Genomic DNA, 6,069 nt, shown 5'->3' with positions numbered 1-6,069 from the left:
GCCCTCTCCGCCGCGCCGGGCCCTCCGGAACGCCCCGAGAGCACTCAGCACTCACGCACCCAGCACTCACGCACTCCCCGCCCATCGTGACCGACAACGACGCCCCGCCCACCGCCCCGTCCGAACCGCTCGCCCCGCCGGTGGACCTGCTGGCCATCGCCGCGCACCGCGACGACGTGGAACTGCTGTGCGGCGGAACCCTGGCCCGCATGGCCGCGCAGGGCTACCGCACCGGCATCCTCGACCTCACCGCCGGCGAGCGCGGCACCGACGGCAGCGCCCAGCTGCGCGGCCAGGAGGCCGACGCGGCCGCGGCCATCCTGGGCGTCACCGCGCGCCGCAACGCCGGCCTTCCCGACGCGGGGCTGGAGAACACGCCCGAGACGCGGCGCCTCGTCGCGGGCTTCCTCCGCGCGTTCCGGCCGCGCGTCGTCATCATCCCGTACATGAACGGGCGCCACCCGGACCACCGGATCGCGTCACAGCTGGCGTACGACGCGTGCTTTTTGGCCGGACTCGCCAAGCTGGACGCCCCCGGCGCGCCCCATCGCCCGGAAAAGATCCTGTACGCGCTCGCCTACCGCGAAGACCCGGTCAAGCCGAGCTTCGTGGTGGACATCACCGCGTTCATGGAAACCAAGATGAAGGCCGTCCACTGCTACAGCAGCCAGTTCGACGGCAAGACGTGGGGCGGCGAGGTGTTCCCCGGCGGCGAGCGCCTGCTGTACGACCAGGTGCGCATGCACGCCGCCCGCTACGGCTCGCTCATCCGCACGGAGTACGGCGAGCCGTTCTACATCGCCGAAACCATGCGCGTGGACGACGTGGTCACGCTCGGCGTGCGCAGCATCTGATTCACGCGTCCGGCCCGGCGCACTGAATCTGGACCTCGAGCCGCTTGTAGCTGGGCACGTCCTGGCCGTGCGCCTTGAGCACGGTGGCCCGGGCGCTCCCGCCGCGCAGCAGCCAGGTGGCCATCCACTGGTTGATGTCCGGCGGCAGATGCCCCACCACGTCGCCCGAGGAAACGTGCACCCACACGTTGGGATCGTCTTCCATGGGCGGATCGGGAATCAGCACCAGTTCATCGCCCTCGCGCAGCCCCGCCGCCAGCGCCGTGCGGTCACCAAAGATGGTGCCGTGCACGAACGTTTCGAAGGTGGCGGGCTGGTCCTGGGGCAGCGGCGGAATCATGCGTGCGTGTGGCGCGGGTGCGGAGCGCGTCCGTCGCGGGACGCAGGGTGTTTCCCTGCTCCGCCTCAAGGTTCGCCATCCGCCGTCCGTCCGCCCCCTGATTCTGATCGCATGTCCGACCCCGTGTACCTGGACCACGCCGCCACCACGCCGCTGCGGCCGGAGGCGCGCGACGCCATGCTCGCCGCGCTCGACGGCCGGTGGGGCAATCCGTCCAGCATCCACCGCTGGGGCCGCGACGCCCGCGCCGCGCTGGACGACGCGCGCGCCCGCTTCGCCGCCGTCATCGGCGCGAGCCCGGCGGAGATCGTGTTTACGCGCGGCGGCACGGAAGCGGACAACATGGCGCTCTGGGGACGCGCGCGCCTCGCCCCGTCCGCGCCCCTGGCCTGCTCCGCCGTGGAGCACAGCGCCGTCCTGAACGCCGTCCGCGCCGCGGGCGAGGCCGGCCATCCCGTCCATCTGCTTCCGGTGGATGGCAACGGTCTGGTGGACCTCGATGCATTGCGCGCCCTCCTCGCGGGGGAGGAGAAGCCGGCCGTCGTCTCCGTGATGTGGGCCAACAACGAAGTCGGGGCCATGCAGCCGGTGAGGGAGATCGCCGCTCTGTGCCGCGCGTCGGGGGTCGTCTTCCATTCCGATGCGGTACAGGCGCTGGGCAAGGTGCCCGTCCGCGCAGACGAGGTCGCGGCGGACCTGCTGGCGTTCAGCGCGCACAAGCTGGGCGGGCCGCGCGGCGTGGGCGCCCTGTACGTCCGGCGCGGCACCGCCATCCAGCCCATGCTGCACGGCGGCGGGCAGGAGCGCGGCATGCGCCCGGGAACGGAGGACGTCGCGGGCGCCATCGCCCTTGCCGTCGCCGCCGAGCTTGCGGCGGCGGAGCGGCAGACGCTGATGCCGCGCCTGGCCGCGCTCCGCGACCGCCTGGAAGCGGAGCTTTTTGCCCGCGTGCCGGGGCTGGTGCTGAACGCGGCCGGCGCGCCCCGCCTGCCCACCATCAGCAACGTCTCCGTTCCCGGCGCGGACGCGGAGATGCTGCTGATCGGGATGGACATGGAGGGAATCGCCGTCTCCTCCGGCTCCGCGTGCAGCAGTGGCGCGGTCACCCCATCCCACGTCCTGACCGCGATGGGCGTCGCGCCCCAGGCTGCCGGCCCCTCCGTCCGCTTTTCCCTGGGCCGCGGCACCACGGACGCCGACATTGACCGCGTCATCCACGTCTTTCCCGCCGTCGCCGAGCGCGTCCGCCTCTGATCCGCGCGGCGCAGCGGAGGCGGTGCCGAACCATCCGTGACCTCCGTGCCTCCTCCGTGCCCTCCGTGAGAGACGCGGTTCCCCGGTCTCCGCCGCACGACATCCCGCCTGCGGTGTACAAGGCCGCGCCGCCAACTCGTAGCGGAACCGATCCAGTCCAGAAGCAGAGAGATGGAGAAGAAGAACGTCCTCGTGGCGATGTCCGGCGGGGTGGATTCGTCCGTGGCGGCGGCGCTGCTGCAGGAGCAGGGGCACAACGTCATCGGCGTGACGATGAAGACCTTCTGCTACTCGGAGTCCGGCGCGGACGCCAACGGCCCCGGCAAGACGTGCTGCGGGCTGGACGGCATCATGGACGCGCGCCGCGTGGCGGACCGCCTGGGCATTCCGCACTACGTCTTTGACGTGGAGCGCGAATTCACGCGCGACGTGATCGACGACTTCGTCTCGGAGTACGCCGCCGGGCGCACGCCCAACCCGTGCGTGCGCTGCAACGGCAACACCAAGTTCCGCGATCTGCTGCGCCGCGGCCGCATGCTGGGGTGCGACGCCATCGCCACCGGCCACTACGCGCGGATGGGGACGGATGCCAGCGGCGCCCCCGTGCTGCTGCGCGGGCTGGATGAAAAGAAGGACCAGTCGTACTTCCTGTGGTCGCTGCCGCCGGAAATGCTTCCGCAGCTTCTGTTTCCGCTGGGCGAGCTCACCAAGCCGCAGGTCCGCGAGCGCGCCCGCGAACTCGGCTTGGTGACGGCGGAAAAGCCGGAAAGCATGGAGATCTGCTTCGTTCCGTCCGGCAACTACGTGGACTTTCTGGAAAAGAAGCTGGGCCCGGACCACGCGGCGCTCACGGCGGGCAACCTGGTGACGCCCGCGGGCGAGGTCATCGGCGAGCACGACGGGTATGCGCGCTACACGGTAGGGCAGCGAAAGGGGCTGGGCGGCGGGCGCTCGCTGCCGCTGTACGTGATCGGCACGCGGCCGGCCACGCGCGAGGTGGTGGTGGGCACGGCGGACGACCTGGAGCGCACGGACGTGACCGTCGGCGGGCTCAACTGGCTGGCGCAGGAGCCGCGTCCCGGCGACGCCGTGCGCGTGCAGATCCGCCATCGCTCGCCCGCCGTGGACGCGCGCGTGGAATCCATCGGCGGCGACGGCGTGCGGCTCACGCTGCACAAGGCGCAGCGCGCGGTGACGCCCGGCCAGTCCGCCGTGATCTTTCGCGGCGACATCGTCCTGGGTGGCGGCCGCATCGCCGCCTGATCGGCGCGGGCGTCAGACGGAGCCGCGGAACGGCGTTCCATCGGGAACTCGAATCCGACCTCGTCCGGAGCCGCTGCGCATGGACATCATGAAGGATTGTTGGAATCCCGCGGCCGTCGCGACAGACCTGATTCTGGGCTTCTGCGCCCTCATCGCCGTCCTGCTGATCTGGCGGACGTTCAGAACGCCGGACGTGCCCACCTGGGGCCGCGGAAGAAAGCGGGATGGATGAAGAACGGGAGCGGCGCACCCTGCGCCGCTCCCGTTCTTTCGCTGCCGATTCAGCCGATCGGGCGCGACGCTACTCCAGCACCTTGGACTGGCTGAGCAGCGCGCGGAGCTGGTCCACCGACGACTGATGGATGGCGTGCTCGGCATCGGCCTCGTCGCCCTCCATCTCCACGAAGCGCGGCGCGACCGCCGGGTCCGTGAGGCAGTGAAAGATCACCTTGGGCCGGATGGACAGGCCGAACCGCCCGCCGGACGAAAACGCCTCCCAGGTGACCAGGTTGGCATCGGTAAAAGTCTGGCTCATGTCAGTGATTCGGGAAAAGGAAAGTGCCCGGGGAAGTGCTCAGGTTCAAGTGCCCGGAGAAGTGCTCAGGTTCAAGTGCCCGGTGCCCAGTGCGGGAAGCGCGTGCCGGGCACGGGGCACTCGGGCCTGGGCACTTCTGTTCCTCCGCACTCAGCACTCCGCACGCTGCACCTCCCCTCAATGCCTCATCCCCGCCGCGTCGGCGAACTCCTCGAACTCCTTGCGGGCCTCGTCGGGCAGCGTCTCCGGCACGTCCACCTGCACCTTTACGAACTGGTCGCCGCGGCGCCCCGCCTTTTCCACGCCCATCCCCTTGATGCGGAACTTGCGCCCGGGCTGCGTGCCCGGGGGAATGCGCAGCACCACCGAGGGGCCGTCCACCGTGCGCACCTTGACCTTGGAGCCGAGCACGGCCTGGGCCAGGTTCACGTGGATGGTGCAGTTCAGGTCCAGCCCGTCGCGAGTGAAGAAGCGGTCCGGCTCCACCCGGAAGGTGAGCATCAGGTCGCCCGGAGGGCCGCCGGCCGCGCCGCGCTCCCCCTGCCCCGCCAGCCGCAGCTTGCCCCCGTTGTCCACCCCCGCGGGCACCGTGACCTGCACCGCACGGTTGCGGCGCACCTGGCCGGCGCCCGCGCAGGTGGGGCACGCCTCCGTGGGCACCTTGCCCTTGCCGCCGCACACCGGGCACGGGCGCGACACGCCGAAGCTCCCCTGCCCGAAGGTGATGGAGCCCGTCCCCTTGCATTCCGTGCAGGTGTTGACCGTGGCGCCCGGCGCCGCGCCGGTGCCGTGGCAGGTGGCGCACTCTTCCGTGACGGGAACCGTGACGGTCACCTTGCCGCCGCGCACCGCCGTGGTGAAAGGGATCTCCACCGCGTACTCGATGTTCTCCCCCCGCTCCGGCCCGCCGGGACGCGCCCCCGCCCCTCGCTTGCGCCCGCCGAAGTCAAAGAACGAGCCGAAGATGTCGCCCAGCGGGCTGCCGCCCAGGTCCAGGTCTTCCAGGTTGATGGACTGCGCCCCGCCTCCCGGCCGCGGCCCCGCCCCGCCGCCAAAGCCGCCCAGCCCGCCGAACGCGCCCAGGCGGCGCATCTGGTCGTACTGCTTGCGCTTGGCGTCGTCCGACAGCACGGAGTACGCTTCCGAAAGCTCCTTGAAGCGCTCCGCGGCGGCCGCGTTGTTGGGGTTCGCGTCCGGGTGGTTCTGCTTGGCGAGCTTGCGGTACGCCTTCTTGATCTCGTCCGCGCTGGCGTTTTCGGCCACGCCCAGCACGCGGTAGAAGTCCTTGGTCTGTGTCGCCATCGTGTGTCCGGTCAAGAAACAGGGCCGCCCCCGGTACGGAGGCGGCCGCGCTCAGCCCTGGTGCTTCTTCACGACGACGCGCGCCGGGCGCAGCAGAACCCCCTTGAAGCGGTAGCCCTTCTGGTACACCTGGGCCACCGTGTTGTCCTCCTCCGCCGATTCCGCCGGCACCGTCGTAAGCGCCTCGTGAATGGTGGGGTCGAACGGCTTGCCCTCGGCCTCCACCATTTCCAGCCCGGCGGCCTCCATCACCCGCAGGAACTTCTTTTCCACCATCTCCGCCCCCTCGTGCAGCGCGCCGGCCGCGGTGGTGGCGGGGTCGAAGTCGGCGATGCGGGCCAGGTCGTCCAGCGGCTCCAGCAGGCGCTCCAGGATCTGCGCCTGCGCGCGGACCATGTTGTCGGACCGCTCGCGCTCCACCCGCTTGCGGTAGTTGTCGAACTCCGCTGCCAGCCGCAGGTGCCGGTCGCGCAGGGTGGATAGCTCGTCGCCCGGCGCCGAAGCAGGGGCGGGTGCCGGAG

8 protein-coding genes are annotated in these 6,069 nt (G+C 71.0%); 4 read left to right on the top strand and 4 right to left on the bottom strand.

What is annotated here, in order from left to right; all coding sequences use genetic code 11:
* Positions 1 to 86: 86 nt before the first annotated feature.
* The gene (gene bshB1, locus VF665_RS10455) at positions 87 to 854 is read left to right on the top strand and encodes a bacillithiol biosynthesis deacetylase BshB1 (RefSeq protein ID WP_331053369.1); all 768 of its coding nucleotides are present in this window, start codon (positions 87 to 89) and stop codon (positions 852 to 854) included.
* A gap of 1 nt (position 855) precedes the next feature.
* Here the strand turns inward: bshB1 and VF665_RS10450 are convergent, their stop codons facing one another.
* Complete coding sequence (locus VF665_RS10450) at positions 856 to 1,194, bottom strand: HIRAN domain-containing protein (protein ID WP_331053368.1); 339 nt, start codon at positions 1,192 to 1,194, stop codon at positions 856 to 858.
* Between the two features lie 111 nt (positions 1,195 to 1,305).
* Between VF665_RS10450 and VF665_RS10445 the strand changes: the two genes are divergently transcribed.
* From VF665_RS10445 to VF665_RS10435, 3 genes are all read left to right on the top strand, one after another.
* A complete protein-coding gene (locus VF665_RS10445) occupies positions 1,306 to 2,448 on the top strand; it encodes a cysteine desulfurase family protein (RefSeq protein ID WP_331053367.1) in 1,143 nt (380 codons plus the stop codon).
* A 171-nt stretch (positions 2,449 to 2,619) separates the two neighbouring features.
* Positions 2,620 to 3,711 carry a tRNA 2-thiouridine(34) synthase MnmA gene (gene mnmA, locus VF665_RS10440; RefSeq protein WP_331053366.1) on the top strand — a complete coding sequence of 364 codons (1,092 nt, stop codon included), beginning with the start codon at positions 2,620 to 2,622 and terminating at the stop codon, positions 3,709 to 3,711.
* Between the two features lie 79 nt (positions 3,712 to 3,790).
* Positions 3,791 to 3,943, top strand: coding sequence for a hypothetical protein (locus VF665_RS10435; RefSeq protein WP_331053365.1), 153 nt, complete (start codon positions 3,791 to 3,793; stop codon positions 3,941 to 3,943).
* A gap of 69 nt (positions 3,944 to 4,012) precedes the next feature.
* Here the strand turns inward: VF665_RS10435 and VF665_RS10430 are convergent, their stop codons facing one another.
* The 3 genes from VF665_RS10430 to VF665_RS10420 form a co-directional block, all read right to left on the bottom strand.
* On the bottom strand, positions 4,013 to 4,246 hold the full coding sequence (locus VF665_RS10430) for a hypothetical protein (protein ID WP_331053364.1): 234 nt from the start codon (positions 4,244 to 4,246) through the stop codon (positions 4,013 to 4,015).
* A 177-nt stretch (positions 4,247 to 4,423) separates the two neighbouring features.
* The gene (gene dnaJ, locus VF665_RS10425; RefSeq protein WP_331053363.1) at positions 4,424 to 5,548 is read right to left on the bottom strand and encodes a molecular chaperone DnaJ; all 1,125 of its coding nucleotides are present in this window, start codon (positions 5,546 to 5,548) and stop codon (positions 4,424 to 4,426) included.
* Positions 5,549 to 5,599: 51 nt separating this feature from the next.
* The coding region (locus tag VF665_RS10420; protein ID WP_331053362.1) for a nucleotide exchange factor GrpE at positions 5,600 to 6,069 on the bottom strand (470 nt) is incomplete at its 5' end.

This window comes from Longimicrobium sp. (assembly GCF_036387355.1).
In the GTDB taxonomy this organism is placed as follows: Bacteria; Gemmatimonadota; Gemmatimonadetes; order Longimicrobiales; family Longimicrobiaceae; genus Longimicrobium.
This window is presented reverse-complemented; position numbering and strand designations above follow the sequence as displayed.

Bases quoted from the DNA above. Each gene is read 5' to 3' on its own strand.
- VF665_RS10450 (WP_331053368.1), bottom strand. From the start codon at position 1,194: ATGATTCCGCCGCTGCCCCAGGACCAGCCCGCCACCTTCGAAACGTTC.
- VF665_RS10445 (WP_331053367.1), top strand. From the start codon at position 1,306: ATGTCCGACCCCGTGTACCTGGACCACGCCGCCACCACGCCGCTGCGG.
- mnmA (WP_331053366.1), top strand. From the start codon at position 2,620: ATGGAGAAGAAGAACGTCCTCGTGGCGATGTCCGGCGGGGTGGATTCG.
- VF665_RS10435 (WP_331053365.1), top strand. From the start codon at position 3,791: ATGGACATCATGAAGGATTGTTGGAATCCCGCGGCCGTCGCGACAGAC.
- VF665_RS10430 (WP_331053364.1), bottom strand. From the start codon at position 4,246: ATGAGCCAGACTTTTACCGATGCCAACCTGGTCACCTGGGAGGCGTTT.
- dnaJ (WP_331053363.1), bottom strand. From the start codon at position 5,548: ATGGCGACACAGACCAAGGACTTCTACCGCGTGCTGGGCGTGGCCGAA.